We start from the raw sequence: 17,227 nt of genomic DNA, 5'->3' as shown, positions 1-17,227 counted from the left end.
TTTAATTATTGTTGTATTCCATATGTACATTGATTCTTCCTGCTTTATTATACAAATAAAAAGCTCAAACTAATTTAGTTTGAGCCCCCTTATTTGAACCCGTTATTGTTGTTTGTTTGTAAATGCTTCATGAAGTGCAGATAACTCACGTTCGAGCTCACCTAACATTGCTTTCCCTTGTTCTTCTGCAATAAGACCAAGGCGAACTGCAAAATCGACCTCGCGGGATAGTCCAAACATTTGTGTGTCTAACACTTCTTCATATAATGGACATTGCGGCATTGTAAGATGGTCCATTTGCACCTTAATAAGTCTTAAAATCTTCTCTGCATCCGCTTGTAGAAGGGCTAGTGCCTTTTCCTGATGATTTGCTACTGTCTCAGACGCCAAATTGATTCCCTCCGTTTCCGTCCTACTCTCCTCTATCCTATCTATTAATATTAGCGATAGTTTTAATAAATTGCAATAGAAACATTTTTTGTGACAACAGTGTCTAATACTATTATACTGAAAAGTGGGAGTATAACACAAATGGGGGAACAACAATGAGCGAAATTTTATTTATTAACGGAAAAGTACGTTTTCCAATCACTATTGATCCAACTGTTTGGATCTTTGATGATCGAAAAGTAGATTTGACAACTTACTTTGATGAAACTAGAGAAAACACGTCTGAACTAGAAACTTATTTAAAAAACACTTCAGAACATTGGGATCGCGAAATTCGTGATGGTGCCGCTTTTCCTCCAATACAACAAAGTGTGAAGAAATATAAAAAAGAACAGCTGATTACTGGAACATTTGGTATACCATTTCATCCATTCCTTGCTAACGCTGAAATTTTAGAGGACGCTACGCAAGTTGAAATTGAAACGGTAGATCATACAATGACACTTCCATTAGAAACTGTCAAAATGCTATACTAGGCTTTTCAAAAGAAGGAAAACCATTAAAAGAAGACGGGCCTGTTCATCTCTATTTCAATGATGGATCTAATCAACAAAATCCAATCCGTAACATCCGTAAATTTACAATTATTTAAAGAAAAGGAGTGAGCTTAAGCTCACTCCTTTTTACAATAAATCTGCTGCTAGTTGAGCTAAATTAGATCGCTCTCCTTTAACAAACTTCACATGACCACTAATACGCTGTTCTTTAAACTTCTCTACAACATACGTTAAGCCATTATTATATTCATCTAAATATGGGTGATCAATTTGCTGAGGATCTCCCATCAATACAATCTTACTCTTTTCCCCTACCCTAGTTAATATCGTTTTCACTTCATGCTTTGTTAAATTTTGTGCTTCGTCAATGATAATGAACTGATCTGGAATACTTCTCCCGCGTATATAAGTAAGGGCTTCTACTTCAATCGAACCCATTCCAGCTAGAATAGCATCTAACTCTCCTGGCTTTTTCGTATTAAATAAATACTCTAGGTTATCAAAAATTGGCTGCATCCATGGTCTTAATTTTTCTTCTTTTTCTCCTGGTAAATAACCGATATCTTTTCCGACTGGAACAATTGGTCTTGCCACAAGTAATTTTTTATATAACCCTAAGTCTTCTGTTTGCATAAGTCCCGAAGCTAACGCAAGTAACGTTTTTCCTGTGCCGGCTTTCCCCGTTAACGTTACAAGCGGAATATCTTCACGAAGCAACAATTCTAATCCCATAATTTGCTGCACGTTTCGTGGTCGTATCCCCCACACTTGTTCATTGTGAAAAATAAGTTTCTTTACCTTCTTCCCTAAGTGATCCACAATGCCAAGCGCAGAACTAGAGCCCCCTAATGCATCTTTCATTACTACAAATTGATTTGGGTAAAAAGGATGATTCGCAATTTCAGATAGAGGCAATTCACCTTTCTCATAAAAATAATCCAATTGTTCTTTTGATATATATCCTTCTAAAAAACCAGAATATATATTTTCTACTTCAATTACGCGATCACTTAAATAATCTTCAGCCTTCAAACCAATTGCATCAGCTTTTACCCTTACGAGTACATCTTTACTTACTAAAATAACAGACTTCCCGTCCTCTTTTTCCTGTTCTTCTAAAGATAGATTTTTTGCTACAGCTAAAATTCGATTATCATTTGTTTTTTCTACAAAAATATCTTGTAGTTGCACAAATGAACGATGGTTCAATTCAATACGAAATGTTCCGCCGTTTTCTAGCGGGATACTTTCATGCAGCTTTCCTATTTCACGAAATTTATCTATTAACTTAGATACATAACGAGCGTTTCTTCCTACTTCATCCATATAACGTTTTTTCGAATCAACCTCTTCTAATACAACTGCTGGAATCACTACTTCATTGGTTTCAAATGAAAAAATAGATAAAGGATCCTGCAAAAGTACATTCGTATCTAACACATAAATTTTATCCAACCTGTTACCCCCTGACTCCACTTTTAAATTTGTAGAACAAGGGTTTCATCCATAAAATATGGACGAACCATTGTTATAATTATATGTACCGTGTAAACGAGGTAGAATCGAAAATCATAGTCATTAAACCTTTTATTTATTCTTTATTCATTTCTATTCAATATATTACTTTTTATTATAATTATTAACGTTAAATCACAATAACCGACTACAAAAGTGAATAAACGAATTTCTTATTTAGCATCTTTATAATTCTCTTATCCCTACTAAGACTTCGTTATCCAGCTTTTTCGCTGCCCGAAGATCATATGTTTTTTCATATGTTGGTTCAATTGCAAGTTTCGCTCCATAAAACATAACATCACGCACTTCTTGCACCTTTACTTCTATTACAGTTAATTTTAGAGAAATACCTTCCATTCTATCTGTCAAAATTTCACCTGCACCACTTATAGAAAATACGGATTCATTCGCCATTATAGTCAATACCACACCTGTATTATGACGTATATTTTCCACAATACGTGAACGTTGATCTACTGCAAATCGAATACTAGTTTTACTCACTGCATACACCCAAGAAATAGCACTTACGTTAGGAACTTGTTTTTCGAAATCTGTCGTTGCTATCATAACAATACACTCTTTACGCAACGTTTGTACTAAATCCTCTGTTAAGGTAGGCTCTACTACATTCGCCATATTTTCACCTCCAAATATACTTGGTATATCCTTATCATAACTTATTTTTCGAATTGCGAAAATATTATTTTTTCCCACTATTATTCAAAAACATTATACTTCCATGATATACTTATACTGATAGAATTCGTATTGAGGTGACGAAATGAGAGTCAAATGTATGATTTGTGATAAAAAAGATATGTTAGATGATGAAAATCCTATGGCAAAAAAACTGCGTAATCGCCCTATTCATACATATATGTGCATGGAATGTTCGGAACGAATTGCAGAGCGTACAATGGAACGTCATGCAAGTGGTAATTTCCGATTATATCGTGATAAAAAAATCGAAGATGATTGGTAAAATGTAAATAAGTCCTTACTCATATAGATAAGGACTTATTTATATTTTTCTGGTTCACGATTCATCTGATCCAAAAAACAATCAATGGCTTCTAACGGAAACCTTGCAGATTTCCGTTCTCCATTTATTTCATATGTAATTAAATACATTTCCTCGTTCTTTTCGACTTCCACATTTCTTAATTTATGTTCTTCATATACCATATTTTGAAATAACAAATATGTTTCTTTTGCAGCACTATCATCTGGACGTGCTTCCGCAACTGTTTTAATTGTTAACCAATTATATAGTGCATCTTGTACTGAACGCATGAAAACTCCCCTTTCTTATCCTGCTTTTTGTTGTTTCGCTTGACGCAAACGCAGTCTATAAATTCCAAGTACAATTGCCGCTACAACAAGTCCTTCTCCAACAGGTAAAAACACAGCAAAAAAGGTTAATACTGTGCATCCAATTGCTAATGATATGTATATCACAATATTTTTTAGTACAGACAACTTTCTAGCAAACCCTAAATTATAAACGAGAGCACTTAATATAATAATCGTCCCATAAAGTAACCACATTCCTAACTCTGGATTTTCATCTACCTTACACAATTTTGCAAAAAAAGACATCCTTTCTAACACACTCTTCCCCCCTAGCAGTAAAATGCAATTTTCTTTATACACTTAATACAAGAGTAACTCGCAAAAAAAATACTGTCCACAAAAAAGAGTAAATATTCTAAAAAAATAAACAAAATAAAAAAACAACGCCCTTTATAAAGGGCGTTGTTTTTTTATTTTTACGCTTCAACAGATTTCTTTTTCTTAGCAGCTCTTTCGCGCTCACTCTTATCAAGAATCTTTTTACGTAGACGAATTGATTCTGGAGTTACTTCACAGAACTCGTCATCGTTTAAGTACTCTAATGATTCTTCTAAAGTCATTAGGCGTGGTTTCTTCATTGTTGAAGTTTGATCTTTCGTCGCAGAACGAATGTTAGTTTGTTGTTTCATTTTCACAACGTTAACTGTTAAGTCGTTCTCACGAGTGTGTTCTCCGACAATCATACCAGCATATACTTCTGTACCTGGTTCAACGAAGATTACACCACGGTCTTCAACTTGCATAATACCATATTGTGATGCTTTTCCTGTTTCAAGTGAAACTAGAACACCTTGGCGACGTCCACCAACTTGTCCAGCGTGTACTGGTTGGTAGCAATCGAATGTATGGTTTAAAATACCGTAACCACGAGTTAATGTTAAGAATTCTGTTGTGTAACCAATTAAACCACGTGCTGGAACCATGAAAGTAAGGCGAACTTGACCGTTTCCGTTATTCACCATATCTAACATTTCACCTTTACGTGCACCCATAGATTCCATAATAGAACCAGTGTATTCTTCAGGTACATCGATTTGTACGCGCTCTACAGGCTCACATCTTACGCCATCAACTTCTTTAATGATTACTTCTGGCTTAGATACTTGTAATTCATAACCTTCACGACGCATGTTTTCAATTAAGATAGATAAATGTAGTTCCCCACGTCCAGATACGATCCACGCATCAGGAGAATCTGTATTATCTACACGTAAACTTACATCTGTTTCTAATTGTGAACGAAGACGCTCTTCAATTTTACGAGATGTAATGTATTTACCTTCACGACCTGCAAATGGGCTGTTATTTACAAGGAACGTCATTTGTAGTGTTGGCTCATCAATACGTAATAATGGTAACGCATCTTGATGTTCAACTGGACATACTGTTTCACCTACGTTAATGTCTTCCATACCAGAAACGGCTACTAAGTCCCCTGCTTTTGCTTCTTCAATTTCTTGACGTTTTAATCCCATGTAACCGAATAATTTCGTTACGCGGAATTGCTTCACGCTTCCGTCTACTTTCATTAAAGCAACTTGTTGTCCAACCTTCATTGTACCGCGGAATACGCGACCAACTCCAATACGTCCAACGTAGTCGTTGTAATCAAGAAGTGCTACTTGGAATTGAAGTGGCTCTTCGCTGTTATCAATTGGTGCTGGAATATGTTCGATAATTGTATCGAATAATGATTTCATATTCTCTTCTTGATTTGCTGGATTTGAATCTAAGCTTGCTGTTCCGTTCATTGCTGATGCAAATACAACTGGGAACTCTAATTGATCTTCGTTTGCACCAAGCTCAATGAATAAGTCGATTACTTCATCAACTACTTCATCTGGACGAGCGAAGTCACGGTCAATTTTGTTTACAACTACGATTGGAGTTAAGTTTTGCTCAAGAGCTTTCTTTAAAACAAATCGTGTTTGTGGCATACAACCTTCATATGCATCAACAACAAGTAAAACACCATCAACCATTTTCATGATACGTTCTACTTCTCCACCGAAGTCAGCGTGACCAGGTGTATCTAAAATGTTAATTCTTTTATCTTCATAGTGAATCGCTGTATTTTTCGCTAAAATTGTAATACCGCGTTCTCTTTCTAGATCATTTGAATCCATTGCGCGTTCTTCAACGTGTTCGTTCGCACGGAAAGTCCCCGCTTGACGTAATAACTGGTCAACAAGTGTTGTTTTACCATGGTCAACGTGGGCAATAATTGCTATATTACGTAAATCTTGTCGTTTTTTCAACATGTCCAACTCCTAATGTCTTTTTAATCCTTCTCTATTATAAGAGCGAAGGGGATACAATAGCAATTAAAATAAAAGCAAGAATGAAAATATAGTTGTATTCTTACTTTTGTGAAAGTAAAATGAGATTGGAGGGTGAAGAAATGGAACACATTCAATATCGCTTTTTATTAACTGCAATTATCGGTGTTATTTTCTTAATCGGTATCGGCATTATGATTGCTGAAAATAGTCCAATCGGTATTATTATTTGCATTATCGGCACATTTGTTACAGTTGGATACGGTTTTGTAACAAAAAGAAAAATGCGCAAATCACAATAACGCTAAAAAGTAAGAAGCTTATACACAGCCTCTTACTTTTTTTGTTGCTCTCATATAAACGATAACACTTCTTCATACACTCCTGGTTTTGCAACTAACACACTGCTCTTCTCTATGATAGAAAGTGGCGCTCCAGAGAATGTCGTCACCTTACCTCCAACTTCTTCTACAATTATCTGCCCTCCGCCAAAATCCCATGGTGATAATCTCGGCGTTACATATGCATCTATTCTTCCTGTTGCAACGTATACCATCTCTAACGCTGCACAGCCATATGACCTTGTGCCCCTTGCTTTCTTAACAAGTGCCATCATACTTTCCATATTAAGCAATGGATTATCCGTAAGCCATATCGCATTTAAAGCTACAATACCTTGCTCTACAGTTCCTTTTTCCAATGGAGGAATTGATATATCATTACAAAAAGCTCCAGATCCCTTGACTGCATGATATAGTTCATCATGCACTGGATCATATATAAGTCCAATCTTTCCGATACCGTTCTCATAAATCCCAATTGAAATCGCAAAATTTCTTTTTTGATGAACAAAGTTCATCGTGCCGTCAATTGGATCAATTAACCAAACAACCCCGTCAGAAGACGTTATCTCGTCTCCATAACCCTCTTCTCCTAAAATATTATGATTCGGGAATGTTTCTTTAATTTTCCCAATTAAAAACTGTTCTATCTCTCGGTCCATATTTGTAACTAAGTCAGCTGCATTTGATTTTGTTTCTATAATAAGTGCTTTTTTCATTGATGCCATTAAATGCTCTCCTGCATCCCGAATCCACCGTTTGGCGTGTGCATCGATGTCTTTCCATACTTCTTGCATGTTTAAACACTCCGATCTATACTGTTCACAGAAAAAACGAACCCTTTATAAGGTTCGCACCAACTAATTTTTTATACATATACTATTATTACGCTTCTAAACGAATCATTTCAAGTCTTAACACTTCTAACTTTTGTACACACTCTTCTTTTTTCTGGTTATCATCTTCCATCATCGCATCATATAAAGTTGCTAATTCATAATCTAGCTCCAAACGTAGCACCGGTATTCTCTTTTCAGCATCTGTTCTCTTTAACGCATTAATCACCTGTCTCATATTATTTGCCTCCTCCCAATATTCGTCTGCCCTCGGACTAGAATTAATTAAATTTTCTGATTTTTTGTTTTATACTATACTATGTTGGATAAATCATCTATGCAACAAAATTATATTTTTTTATTTAAATTTTTTTGTGCTGTTTTTTTTATGAATAGTACAAGCTATGCTAAAATAAAAGCAAAATAGGAGTTGGAGGAACAATCATGACAATTCAAACATTCAAGTCAACTGATTTTGATGTCTTTACAGTTGATGGTCTCGAAGAACGAATGAGTGCAATTAAAACGAACATTCATCCTAAGCTAGAAGCTTTAGGGGAACAATTTGCAGAATACTTATCCAAACAAACTGATGAGAACTTTTTTTATCATGTTGCAAAACACGCACGCCGCAAAGTCAATCCACCAAACGATACTTGGGTTGCTTTTTCAACAAATAAACGAGGATATAAAATGCTACCGCATTTCCAAATCGGCTTATGGGGTACTCATGCCTTCATATACTTTGGTTTAATCTATGAGTGTCCACAAAAAGTTGAGACGGCTCATGCCTTCTTAGAACATTTAAATGATTTAAAAACAAATATTCCAAATGACTTCGTTTGGTCCATTGACCATACTAAACCAAGTGTGAAATTACATAAAACACTTGAAACCGAAGACTTACAAAAGATGATTGAACGATTAGCTACTGTAAAAAAAGCAGAATTATTAGTTGGTATTCATATATCACCAGAGGAGTTTTCAGCAATGACCAACGAACAATTCCTTGCTAAGATTGAATCTACGATGCAATCACTCCTTCCTTTATATGCACTTTGTAATCGATAGTAGAAAACGGACAATTTATATTGTCCGTTTTTAGTTGTTATCACATTATATCACTTCAGTTTTTATTTTTCAAAATATTTTTTACATTTTCACAAGCTTTTGTTCTTCGACTTCTTTTGCCCTTTGAATAGCACGATATATAGAGTATCCACTTACTTCTTGAAATTCTTTATCAATTTTCTTTTCTTCTGCTTTCGATGGAACAATCTCTTTAAAACGACGATATAAACCCATTAACTCTTCTCTTATAATTCCTTTTTCGTAAGCTTTCTCAATCGCTTCATAAAACTTCACCATTGTAACCATTTCCTCATTTGACCAATCATAATCTAACGGATATTGATATTCCATTTCGCACCTCATTTATCATTTCTTCTTGTTTCATTATGCTATCTTAAAGAGAATATTTTATTCTTCATTATAGCCACTCTGCATTATACACTATTTATTCATTTTAATGGAATTGTCTTCCTCTATTCATTAGTTGAGGCTAACTATTAAACATACTCACCTTAAAAAGATTTTTTTCTATACATCTATAATTATTGGTGATATAATGCTTTTGTTTTATAGAAAATAAAGTGAAGCTACCATCTCAAAAACGATTTTTTGAATGGCAGAAAAACAAGCCTTATTCTAAAAAGGGCTACACTTTTTTAGAGCAGGATTATATAAAACAAATTACACTAAATATTATGAAGAAGAAGGGGTGTATAGATTGTCCCAATACGAAACACCATTGTTTACCGCTTTAGTTGAGCACAGTAAGCGAAATCCAATTCAATTCCATATTCCTGGTCATAAAAAAGGACAGGGCATGGATCCTACATTTCGCGAATTTATTGGGCATAATGCATTAGCAATTGATTTAATTAATATTGCGCCACTCGATGATTTACATCATCCAAAAGGTATGATTAAAGAAGCACAAGATTTAGCAGCAGCCGCATTCGGTGCAGATCATACTTTCTTTTCTATTCAAGGTACAAGTGGCGCTATTATGACAATGGTGATGAGCGTTTGCGGTCCTGGTGACAAAATCCTAGTACCACGAAACGTGCATAAATCAGTAATGTCAGCTATTATTTTCTCAGGTGCAAAACCGATTTTCATGCATCCTGAAATCGATCCGAAGCTCGGTATTTCTCATGGAATCACAATTCAATCTGTCAAAAAAGCACTTGAAGAGCACTCAGATGCAAAGGGCTTACTTGTTATTAACCCAACGTACTTTGGGTTTGCTGCAGACTTAGAACAGATTGTACAATTAGCACATTCTTATGACATCCCTGTACTAGTCGACGAAGCTCATGGTGTTCATATTCATTTTCACGATGAATTACCTATGTCAGCGATGCAAGCTGGTGCGGATATGGCAGCAACAAGTGTTCACAAATTAGGAGGCTCTTTAACTCAAAGTTCTATTCTTAATGTGAAAGAAGGCTTAGTGAATGTAAAGCATGTCCAATCTATTATTAGCATGCTTACAACTACATCAACTTCTTACATCTTGTTAGCATCCCTTGATGTTGCGAGAAAACGTCTTGCTACAGAAGGAACAGCACTCATAGAACAAACAATACAATTAGCTGAGCATGTTCGTGATGCTATAAATTCTATTGAGCATCTTTACTGTCCTGGAAAAGAAATGTTAGGTACAGATGCTACCTTTAACTATGATCCTACAAAGATAATTGTATCTGTAAAAGATTTAGGTATTACCGGCCACCAAGCTGAAGTATGGCTTAGAGAGCAATATAACATTGAAGTAGAACTCTCAGATCTATACAACATACTATGTCTTATCACTTTGGGAGATACAGAAAGTGATACAAATACACTTATTGCAGCATTACAAGATTTAGCAGCAACATTTAGAAATAGGGCAGATAAAGGTGTTCAAGTACAAGTAGAGATTCCAGAAATTCCAGTGCTAGCACTTTCTCCTCGAGATGCTTTTTATTCGGAAACAGAAGTCATTCCATTTGAAAATGCAGCGGGTCGTATTATAGCTGATTTTGTTATGGTTTATCCGCCAGGGATTCCAATCTTTACTCCGGGGGAAATTATTACACAAGAAAACTTAGAGTATATTCGTAAAAACTTAGAAGCAGGTTTACCTGTACAAGGTCCTGAAGATATGACATTACAAACATTACGTGTTATTAAAGAGTACAAGCCTATCAGTTGATAGGCTTTTTTTTCACCTTTTTTCCTTTTCTTCATACGATACTTAAGAATGTAACGTATAGGTGGGGATACTATTATGATTGTAATAGGCCGTTCTATTGTACATCCTTATATTACAAATGAATATGAGCCATTTGCAGCAGAGAAACAACAAATTTTATCAATAATGGCAGGAAATCAAGAAGTTTATTCCTTCCGAACAGCTGATGAACTCAGCTTTGATCTCAATTTACGAGTTAATATTATTATCTCTGCACTAGAGCTTTTTCAAAGTGGATTTCAGTTTCGTACATTTCAACAATCCTTTTGCAACCCCCAGTATTGGAAAAGAACGTCTCTTGGGGGATTCGAGCTTCTTCCAAACATACCACCTTCTATTGCCATACAGGATATTTTCAAAAACGGAAAACTATATGGAACTGAATGCGCAACCGCTATGATCATTATTTTTTATAAAGCTTTACTATCATTGTATGAGGAAGAAACTTTCAATCGTCTATTTGCAAACCTTTTACTTTATACATGGGACTACGACCAAGATCTAAGGCTTATAACAAAAAACGGTGGCGATCTTGTTCCAGGTGACCTCGTTTACTTTAAAAACCCACAAGTAAATCCAGCTACGATTGAATGGCAAGGAGAAAATACAATCTATTTAGGAAATTTCTTTTTTTACGGGCATGGCGTAGGTGTAAAAACAAAAGAAGAAATTATTTATTCATTAAATGAACGACGAGTCCCTTACGCTTTTATTTCAGCTTTCTTGACCGATACTATTACCCGTATCGATAGTCGTATAATGAGCCAATACGCTTCTTCTAGTACACCACAGACCTCCATAAGCTTTATTCCGATTAGGGATGATGCAATCGTTGCAACAGTTGGTCATACAACTACAATTTATTAAAAAAAGCGCCTACACATGTAGGCGCTTTTTCTTATTATTAAGCTTTTGTATGTTCTTTATGGTCACATTCGCAATGAGATCCACATTTCCCGTATAGTACTGTTGATTTTTCATCTTCAAAATGTCCAATTGTTCCTTCACATACTTGGCATACGATTGTTCCCATTTTCATTTCCCCCTGAGTTTCAATAGTAATCTATTTATTTATCATTAAGCTTTCGCATTATCTTTTCTAGCACAGTCACAATTTGTTCCGCATTTTCCGTAAAGTACCGTCGTTTTCTCATCTTCAAAATGTCCGATTGTTCCTTGACATACTTGGCATACGATTGTTCCCATTTTTCATTTCCCCCTAAGTTTATGGTCCTAAAAACTTTTAGCTGTCCATTTCCTATCAATTATTGGGCTTTTGTATGCTCTGTGTGATCACATCCGCAAGATCCACATTTCCCGTAAAGTACCGTTACTTTCTCATCTTCGAAGTGTGCAATTGTACCTTCACAATCTTGACATACGATTGTTCCCATTTTTCATTTCCCCCTAAGTTTATAATCCCAAAAACTTTTTGTAACCGCTTAACTTTCTGTCTTTATTTTAATATGTTATACTTTTTACGTCAATAGGTTTTTAGTATAACACATTAAATATTTTAAATTTAAATTAGTATGCGATATTCAAATAAAAAACAGCCATATTTATAAGTACGACTGTTTCACATTAATTATTCTTCATATTCCGCATGTAAAGAAGTTGACGGAACTAGAAATTTGAAAAACTGAGCTAACTCCTTTGCTTCCTCTTCTGATCCTAATTTAAAAATCTCCTGTATATATTGAACATTCTCTACATCATCTCGTCCGAGTAAAGTAGACCTTCCTGTTTGCATACAAACAATGAGCGGCTTTCCAAAAAACATATTTGTATAAATAACACCAAAATCATAACGTGTATCATGTGTCATAAACCCTAAAAATCGTACCTTCACACTTTCATGCTCATCATACAACTTTTCAAACATTGGTTTCCACCTTTCTACATCACGTTTCATTAATAGTATATTAAACAAAACATGTAATACTCCTTTTAATTGTCAAAAAATTCAGTAGGATGTAGAATGATAGTATTCTACTAAGTTAGGGGGAACTTATATGCAACACGCCTTTATTACGCTTGTACCGAAATCCAACCAACAATCAGTTTCAATAGATGATATAAAACAACTTTTTCATTATTATAAAACAGTTACTTCTAAAACTGGTGCCCAAATTAATTACACGTATACAAATACCGCTTTTCCTTATGAAATTTTAGATACATCTACAACAACATTAAAACTTCAATCCAATCACGACCGGTATGACTCAATTTATATTGGTGTTGGTATAGAAAATGAACAATCTTTCATCCAAGTTTCTTTACCACCTAATGCAACATTTGGTGACAAAGGGAAAGCAAATGAATTTTGCCGTTTTTTAGCGAAGAAATTAGAAGGAGAGTTACAATTATTTAATGGAAGAACAATGTATTTTTATAAACGCTAATTTAAAAAATAGATAATATGATTAAAAATAATATACAATTCGAACATGTAAGAAATAAAGCTTGCTTTCTTACGTGCAATACAAAATATGCTATTACATAGGCTAAATATAGAAATACGAAAAAAAGAATAACTTTATAATGAAACTTATCACCATTCGATAATGTTAATACAGTGGAAAAGCCACTCCATAGTAGTAAATGATAAAATATAACATGTAATATTTTCATGGAACCTTCTCCTTTGACATGCTCTATTTTATTAATATATGGGGTTACGTTTGAATCAATTACATATTATAGGATGATATATATTACCTTTGAAGTAAGTTAAGCCGGAATCATTTGTTAAAGTATTATATATTCATTCGACAAGTACGTTTAAAGACCTTGCAAGTCATTTGATGAAAATAAAAATAGCCCCTCTCTTACAATAAGAGAAGGGCTATTTACATTACTTAAATTATTTTACAATGTGAATTGGCATTCCAAGAGCAACTTCAGCTGCTTCCATTGTGATTTCACCTAATGTTGGGTGAGCATGGATTGTTTGAGCGATATCTTCAGCTGTCATTCCAGCTTCGATAGCTAAACCAATCTCAGAGATAATATCAGAAGCACCTGCACCTGCAACTTGAGCACCTACAAGAAGACCATCTTCTTTACGTGTTACAAGTTGTAAGAAACCGTCAGTGCTGTTTAATGATAATGCACGACCGTTAGCAGCGAATGGGAACTTAGATACAGTTACAGTCATTCCAGCTTCTTCAGCTTGTTTTTTAGTGTAACCAACAGATGCTAATTCTGGATCAGTGAAGCATACTGCAGGAATTCCGATGTAATCGATAGCTGATGCATGGCCACTAATTGCTTCTACAGCTACTTTACCTTCGTAAGAAGCTTTGTGAGCTAATGGTGGTCCAGGAACGATATCACCGATTGCATAGATGTTTGGTACATTTGTACGACATTGCTCATCGATTTCGATGATGCCGCGGTCAGTCATTTTAACTCCAACTTGCTCAAGACCGATTTCTTGAGTGTTTGGACGACGACCTACAGTTACTAATACGTAATCTGCTTCTACAGTTTGGATTTCACCTTTAACCTCAAAGCTAACTTTTACGCCAGTTTCTGTCTCTTCAACGCCTTTAGCCATAGCTTTTGTATGGATATTTACGTTACCTTTTTTCTGTAGAGCGCGTTTAACAACAGAGCTCATAGCTTTTTCGAAACCAGCTAAGATTTCGTCGCCAGCTTCTACTACAGTAACTTCTGTACCGAAGTTAGCATATGCAGTACCTAATTCCATACCGATGTAACCGCCGCCGATTACAACAAGTTTTTTAGGAATTTCAGGTAAGCTTAAAGCACCTGTAGAGTTGATAACACGTTTAGAGTATTTGAATCCTGGAATTTCGATTGGTGTAGAACCAGTTGCAAGAACAGCATTTTTAAACGTATAAGTTTGAGCTGCATCTTCAGTCATAACGCGTAATGTATTAGCATCTACGAAGTAAGCTTCACCGCGAATGATTTCAACTTTGTTACCTTTAAGAAGGCCTTCAACACCGCCAGTTAATTTCTTAACTACGCCGTTTTTCCATTCTTGAACTTTTGTAAAGTCAACTTTTACGTTTTCTGCAGTAATACCCATGTCATCAGAATGCATTGCATTCTCATAACGATGACCTGCATTGATTAACGCTTTTGAAGGAATACATCCAACGTTTAAGCATACGCCACCAAGGTTAGCTTTTTCAATGATTGCTACCTTTTGACCTAATTGTGCTGCACGAATTGCCGCAACGTATCCACCAGGACCTGCACCAACAACGACTGTATCTAATTCAATTGGGAAATCTCCTACTACCATTGTTATTACGCCTCCATTACTAATAATTGTGGGTCATTCAATAGACGTTTAATTTGGTTTAACGCTTTTTGAGCAGTTGCACCGTCAATTAAACGATGGTCAAAGCTTAGAGATAATGCTAATACTGGAGCTGCAACGATCTCACCGTTTTTCACAACTGGTTTTTCAGCGATACGGCCGATACCAAGGATTGCTACTTCTGGGTGGTTGATAACTGGAGTGAACCATTGTCCACCTGCAGAACCAATGTTTGTAATTGTGCAAGAAGCACCTTTCATTTCAGCTGGAGCTAGACGACCTTCACGTGCTTTACCAGCAAGATCATTGATCTCGTTAGAGATTGTGAAGATAGACTTACGATCTGTATCTTTAACAACTGGTACTAATAGACCTTTGTCTGTATCAGCTGCGATACCGATATTGAAGTAATGTTTATGAACTACTTCTTGAGATGCATCGTCTAAAGAAGTGTTTAACATTGGGTATTCACGTAATGCAGATGTTAAAGCTTTAACAACGTACGGAAGGTAAGTTAATTTAATACCTTTGTCAGCTGCTACTGCTTTGAACTTCTTACGGTGAGCAACAAGTTCTGTTACATCTACTTCGTCCATTAATGTTACGTGAGGAGCTGTGTGTTTAGAGTTAACCATTGCTTTCGCAATCGCTTTACGGATACCACTCATTTTCTCACGAGTTTCTGGATATTCACCAGCTGGGATTGGTTGTGCTTTTGGTGCTTCTTCTTTCGCTGCTGCTGGAGTAGCTTCTACTGCTGCTGGAGCCTCAGTTGCTGCTACAGTTTGTCCACCATTTGCAAATGCATCGATGTCAGCTTTTACGATACGGCCATTCTTACCAGTACCAGCTACTTTATGAATGTCTACACCTTTTTCACGAGCGTATTTACGAACAGATGGCATAGCGATTACGCGCTCATTTACTACTTCTGCAGTTGCTGCTGGAGTAGCTTCCGCTGCTGGAGCTTCTACTGCTGCTTCTTCAGCTTTTGGAGCTTCATCATGATCGTCACCTTTAAATTTAAGGTTTTCGTATCCAGGAGCATCAAATTTAATTAATGTATCTCCTACGATTGCAACTGTTCCTTCTTCTACAAGTACTTCAAGTACTTTACCTTTAACAGGAGAAGGGATTTCTACTACTGCTTTATCATTTTGTACTTCAAGAAGTACATCGTCTTCGTTTACTTCATCGCCTGGTTTAATAAACCATTTTACGATTTCACCTTCGTGGATACCTTCACCGATATCTGGTAGTTTAAATTCAAATGCCACGGAATTCAGCCCCCTGATTCATTTCATTATTATGGAATATGTACAAAAGAAACCAGCATGTGCTGATTTCTTTTGCACATGAAAAGCTAAAAATTAGAAGTTCATTACTTTGTTTACAGCTTCAACAATATCTTTGTGGTTTGGTAACCATACGCTCTCTGCTTGAGAGAATGGGAATACTGTATCAGCAGCTGCAACACGTACAACTGGAGCTTCTAAGTTTAAGATTGCACGGTCGTTAATTTCCGCTACAACGTTAGCTGCAATACCAGCTTGTTTTTGAGCTTCTTGAACTACAACTACGCGACCTGTTTTTTCAACAGAAGCGATGATTGTTTCGATATCTAATGGTTGAACTGTACGTAAGTCAACAACCTCTAAAGAGATACCTTCTTTTTCAAGTTCTTCAGCAGCTTTTAATGCAGCGTGAACCATAGCACCGTAAGCGATAACAGATACATCTGTACCTTCACGTTTGATATCAGCTTTACCTAAATCAATTGTGTAATCACCTTCTGGTACCTCTTGACGGAATGAACGGTACAATTTCATATGCTCTAAGTAGATAACTGGATCGTTGTCACGAATCGCAGAGATTAAAAGACCTTTAGCATCGTATGGAGTAGATGGAATAACAACTTTTAGACCAGGTTGTTGAGCCACTAATCCTTCTAAGCTATCAGCATGAAGTTCAGGAGTATGAACACCACCACCGAATGGAGAACGAACTGTTACTGGAGCAGTCCAACGTCCACCAGAACGGTAACGCATACGAGCTAATTGACCAGAAATTGAATCCATTACTTCATAAACGAAACCGAAGAATTGGATTTCTGGAACTGGACGGAATCCTTCAAGTGCAAGACCAACTGCAAGTCCACCAATACCAGACTCTGCAAGTGGAGTATCCATTACACGATCTTCACCAAATTCAGCTTGTAAACCTTCAGTAGCACGGAATACACCGCCGTTTACACCAACGTCTTCACCAAATACAAGTACATTAGGGTCATTTTTCATTTCAACGCGTAAAGCATCAGTGATTGCTTGAATCATTGTCATTTGAGCCATG

At 36.0% G+C, this 17,227-nt stretch carries 23 protein-coding genes and 1 pseudogene; 7 read left to right on the top strand and 17 right to left on the bottom strand.

The genetic code is table 11. The features are described from left to right. Window positions 1–102 precede the first annotated feature (102 nt). Complete coding sequence (locus tag MR168_RS05790) at window positions 103–390, bottom strand: Fpa/YlaN family protein (RefSeq protein WP_000135694.1); 288 nt, start codon at window positions 388–390, stop codon at window positions 103–105. Window positions 391–545: 155 nt separating this feature from the next. Here MR168_RS05790 and MR168_RS05785 point away from each other — a divergent pair. Continuing rightward, window positions 546–1,042 (top strand): annotated as a pseudogene (locus tag MR168_RS05785) (peptidyl-prolyl cis-trans isomerase). A 31-nt stretch (window positions 1,043–1,073) separates the two neighbouring features. Here the strand turns inward: MR168_RS05785 and MR168_RS05780 are convergent. Beyond that, on the bottom strand, window positions 1,074–2,402 hold the full coding sequence (locus tag MR168_RS05780) for a PhoH family protein (RefSeq protein WP_000358083.1): 1,329 nt from the start codon (window positions 2,400–2,402) through the stop codon (window positions 1,074–1,076). Window positions 2,403–2,648: 246 nt separating this feature from the next. Beyond that, on the bottom strand, window positions 2,649–3,104 hold the full coding sequence (locus MR168_RS05775; RefSeq protein WP_000024596.1) for a pyridoxamine 5'-phosphate oxidase family protein: 456 nt from the start codon (window positions 3,102–3,104) through the stop codon (window positions 2,649–2,651). A gap of 145 nt (window positions 3,105–3,249) precedes the next feature. On the opposite strand from MR168_RS05775, the gene MR168_RS05770 reads away from it, so the two are divergent. Continuing rightward, on the top strand, window positions 3,250–3,450 hold the full coding sequence (locus MR168_RS05770; RefSeq protein ID WP_002082250.1) for a YlaI family protein: 201 nt from the start codon (window positions 3,250–3,252) through the stop codon (window positions 3,448–3,450). 35 nt (window positions 3,451–3,485) lie between these two features. Here MR168_RS05770 and MR168_RS05765 read toward each other — a convergent pair whose 3' ends face one another. The 3 genes from MR168_RS05765 to typA form a co-directional block, all read right to left on the bottom strand. Continuing rightward, window positions 3,486–3,761 (bottom strand): hypothetical protein, encoded by a 276-nt coding sequence (locus MR168_RS05765; RefSeq protein ID WP_001258151.1) that lies wholly within the window; start codon window positions 3,759–3,761, stop codon window positions 3,486–3,488. A 15-nt stretch (window positions 3,762–3,776) separates the two neighbouring features. Next, the gene (locus tag MR168_RS05760; RefSeq protein ID WP_000893662.1) at window positions 3,777–4,079 is read right to left on the bottom strand and encodes a YlaH-like family protein; all 303 of its coding nucleotides are present in this window, start codon (window positions 4,077–4,079) and stop codon (window positions 3,777–3,779) included. A gap of 158 nt (window positions 4,080–4,237) precedes the next feature. Continuing rightward, complete coding sequence (gene typA / locus MR168_RS05755; protein WP_000914762.1) at window positions 4,238–6,082, bottom strand: translational GTPase TypA; 1,845 nt, start codon at window positions 6,080–6,082, stop codon at window positions 4,238–4,240. A 140-nt stretch (window positions 6,083–6,222) separates the two neighbouring features. Here typA and MR168_RS05750 point away from each other — a divergent pair, with 140 nt between their 5' ends. Beyond that, window positions 6,223–6,402, top strand: coding sequence for a DUF5325 family protein (locus MR168_RS05750; protein WP_000400127.1), 180 nt, complete (start codon window positions 6,223–6,225; stop codon window positions 6,400–6,402). A gap of 50 nt (window positions 6,403–6,452) precedes the next feature. Here MR168_RS05750 and MR168_RS05745 read toward each other — a convergent pair whose 3' ends face one another. Beyond that, window positions 6,453–7,238 carry an inositol monophosphatase family protein gene (locus tag MR168_RS05745; protein ID WP_001158701.1) on the bottom strand — a complete coding sequence of 262 codons (786 nt, stop codon included), beginning with the start codon at window positions 7,236–7,238 and terminating at the stop codon, window positions 6,453–6,455. 88 nt (window positions 7,239–7,326) lie between these two features. Next, window positions 7,327–7,515 (bottom strand): hypothetical protein, encoded by a 189-nt coding sequence (locus MR168_RS05740; RefSeq protein ID WP_001250165.1) that lies wholly within the window; start codon window positions 7,513–7,515, stop codon window positions 7,327–7,329. A gap of 206 nt (window positions 7,516–7,721) precedes the next feature. On the opposite strand from MR168_RS05740, the gene MR168_RS05735 reads away from it, so the two are divergent. After that, a complete protein-coding gene (locus MR168_RS05735) occupies window positions 7,722–8,348 on the top strand; it encodes a YktB family protein (protein ID WP_000155317.1) in 627 nt (208 codons plus the stop codon). A gap of 81 nt (window positions 8,349–8,429) precedes the next feature. Here MR168_RS05735 and MR168_RS05730 read toward each other — a convergent pair whose 3' ends face one another. After that, a complete protein-coding gene (locus MR168_RS05730; protein ID WP_000456562.1) occupies window positions 8,430–8,699 on the bottom strand; it encodes a UPF0223 family protein in 270 nt (89 codons plus the stop codon). Between the two features lie 367 nt (window positions 8,700–9,066). Here MR168_RS05730 and speA point away from each other — a divergent pair, with 367 nt between their 5' ends. Then, window positions 9,067–10,539 (top strand): arginine decarboxylase, encoded by a 1,473-nt coding sequence (gene speA / locus MR168_RS05725; protein ID WP_000084899.1) that lies wholly within the window; start codon window positions 9,067–9,069, stop codon window positions 10,537–10,539. A gap of 75 nt (window positions 10,540–10,614) precedes the next feature. Then, window positions 10,615–11,445 (top strand): protein-glutamine gamma-glutamyltransferase, encoded by an 831-nt coding sequence (locus MR168_RS05720; protein WP_000635337.1) that lies wholly within the window; start codon window positions 10,615–10,617, stop codon window positions 11,443–11,445. A 37-nt stretch (window positions 11,446–11,482) separates the two neighbouring features. On the opposite strand, the gene MR168_RS05715 is transcribed toward MR168_RS05720, so the two are convergent. The 4 genes from MR168_RS05715 to MR168_RS05700 form a co-directional block, all read right to left on the bottom strand. Further along, a complete protein-coding gene (locus MR168_RS05715; RefSeq protein WP_000536796.1) occupies window positions 11,483–11,611 on the bottom strand; it encodes a GapA-binding peptide SR1P in 129 nt (42 codons plus the stop codon). A gap of 44 nt (window positions 11,612–11,655) precedes the next feature. Then, window positions 11,656–11,784, bottom strand: coding sequence for a GapA-binding peptide SR1P (locus MR168_RS05710; RefSeq protein WP_140159389.1), 129 nt, complete (start codon window positions 11,782–11,784; stop codon window positions 11,656–11,658). Window positions 11,785–11,843: 59 nt separating this feature from the next. Next, window positions 11,844–11,972, bottom strand: coding sequence for a GapA-binding peptide SR1P (locus MR168_RS05705; RefSeq protein ID WP_000536778.1), 129 nt, complete (start codon window positions 11,970–11,972; stop codon window positions 11,844–11,846). Between the two features lie 194 nt (window positions 11,973–12,166). Further along, window positions 12,167–12,463 carry a DUF3055 domain-containing protein gene (locus MR168_RS05700; RefSeq protein ID WP_000462038.1) on the bottom strand — a complete coding sequence of 99 codons (297 nt, stop codon included), beginning with the start codon at window positions 12,461–12,463 and terminating at the stop codon, window positions 12,167–12,169. A gap of 130 nt (window positions 12,464–12,593) precedes the next feature. Between MR168_RS05700 and MR168_RS05695 the strand changes: the two genes are divergently transcribed. Further along, window positions 12,594–12,986, top strand: a complete 393-nt coding sequence (locus tag MR168_RS05695) for a DUF1885 family protein (protein WP_001163299.1) — start codon at window positions 12,594–12,596, stop codon at window positions 12,984–12,986. Between the two features lies 1 nt (window position 12,987). Here the strand turns inward: MR168_RS05695 and MR168_RS05690 are convergent, their stop codons facing one another. The 4 genes from MR168_RS05690 to pdhB all read right to left on the bottom strand — a co-directional run bounded on the left by MR168_RS05690 (window position 12,988) and on the right by pdhB (window position 17,226). Beyond that, a complete protein-coding gene (locus MR168_RS05690) occupies window positions 12,988–13,215 on the bottom strand; it encodes a hypothetical protein (protein ID WP_000697469.1) in 228 nt (75 codons plus the stop codon). 232 nt (window positions 13,216–13,447) lie between these two features. Next, a complete protein-coding gene (gene lpdA / locus MR168_RS05685; RefSeq protein ID WP_000260104.1) occupies window positions 13,448–14,860 on the bottom strand; it encodes a dihydrolipoyl dehydrogenase in 1,413 nt (470 codons plus the stop codon). A 5-nt stretch (window positions 14,861–14,865) separates the two neighbouring features. Beyond that, window positions 14,866–16,155, bottom strand: a complete 1,290-nt coding sequence (pdhC, locus tag MR168_RS05680; protein WP_000863419.1) for a pyruvate dehydrogenase complex dihydrolipoyllysine-residue acetyltransferase — start codon at window positions 16,153–16,155, stop codon at window positions 14,866–14,868. A gap of 93 nt (window positions 16,156–16,248) precedes the next feature. Further along, complete coding sequence (gene pdhB, locus MR168_RS05675) at window positions 16,249–17,226, bottom strand: pyruvate dehydrogenase complex E1 component subunit beta (RefSeq protein WP_000068168.1); 978 nt, start codon at window positions 17,224–17,226, stop codon at window positions 16,249–16,251. Between the last annotated feature and the right edge of the window lies 1 nt (window position 17,227).

The organism is Bacillus cereus group sp. BfR-BA-01356, from assembly GCF_022663635.1.
Lineage (GTDB): Bacteria > Bacillota > Bacilli > Bacillales > Bacillaceae_G > Bacillus_A > Bacillus_A cereus.
The sequence above is the reverse complement of the archived record's forward strand: the minus strand, read 5'-3'. Positions and strand labels throughout refer to the sequence as shown.